This window comes from Acinetobacter sp. A3 (assembly GCF_012371415.1).
Taxonomy (GTDB): Bacteria; Pseudomonadota; Gammaproteobacteria; order Pseudomonadales; family Moraxellaceae; genus Acinetobacter.
In genome coordinates this window covers 1-1183 of sequence record NZ_JAAZQW010000086.1, presented here as the reverse complement: position 1 = coordinate 1183, position 1183 = coordinate 1, and the positions used below count along the sequence as shown (strand labels likewise).

Annotated in this window: 1 protein-coding gene; it reads left to right on the top strand. The window is 39.1% G+C overall.

The annotated features are described in order from the left end of the window. Positions 1-162: 162 nt before the first annotated feature. The gene (locus HHA42_RS13305; protein ID WP_168526860.1) at positions 163-1137 is read left to right on the top strand and encodes an IS110 family transposase; all 975 of its coding nucleotides are present in this window, start codon (positions 163-165) and stop codon (positions 1135-1137) included. Positions 1138-1183: the final 46 nt, after the last annotated feature.

The window sequence follows — 1183 nt, the reverse complement described above, 5'->3', positions numbered from 1 at the left end:
ATAGACCTAAGACTTTTAGTCTGTGAAAGAGATAAAACCTACAATTTGCCCTAACCACTTGCACAACTCTGGACGGTAACTAAGCACTTTGATGCTGTATTCACAAGAAAAGACGGTGGTTATGCTAAAACAATAATTGGATAAATAAAGCAGGTAAAGATTATGTTTTATCTTGGTATTGATGTTGCTAAAGCTAAAATTGATTGCTGTTTAATTTTAGAAAATTCTGCAAGTAAAAAGAAAACCAAAACTTTTTCAAATACACCAAAAGGTTTTGAGCAACTTCAAACCTGGCTAAAGCAGCATGCTGCAACTTCTACGCAGACCATTATCTTAATGGAAGCCACATCTATTTATCATGAACTCTTGGCTAAATATTTATTTGATGCGGACTATCAAGTCTGTGTAACCAATCCTGCCAGAGCTCGATATTTTGCTCAGAGTATGTCTAAGCTAAATAAAACAGACAAGGTGGATAGTGAAGTTCTAGCTCGATTTGCGATGACTGCCGATCTACATTTTTGGCAACCTTTACCCCAACCTATTCAATTTCTGAATGCTTTGCTAGATAGAAGAGCTGTGCTTTGTGAAGATTTACAACGTGAAAAGAATCGTTTGGAAAAAGCAGAGTCTACCTTCACGATGGAACCTGTACTTCAGTCTATCCATAAGAGTATTAGGCAGTTAAACAAGCACATTCAGGGTATCGACCAGCAAATTGATGCTCATATCGATCAGAATCCTGATTTAAGAAATGATAAAGAACTGCTCAGCAGTATTCCAGCTATTGCAGATCGAACCAGTTTATTAATGCTCAGTTTCTTGCGCAGCCATACTTTTGAAAGCGCTAGTCAAGCGGCCGCCTTTGTTGGCTTGGTCCCCATTCAAAAGCAATCAGGTAGCTCCATTCATGGCAGAAGCCGTTTATCCAAAGCGGGCTCTTCCAAAATACGTGCCGGTTTATATATGGCAGCCATTGTCGCAACTCGGCATAATCCCCACATTAGAGGGATGAATGAAAGATTATTGGTCAATGGTAAAACCAAAATGATGGCGATTGGAGCTGCGATGAGGAAGTTGGTTCATCTTTGTTATGGTGTACTCAAACACCAACAACCTTATCAAGCGGATTATTGAGCATGAATTCTCAATAATTTGCTTGACGTTTCAGACGGTATCTCTT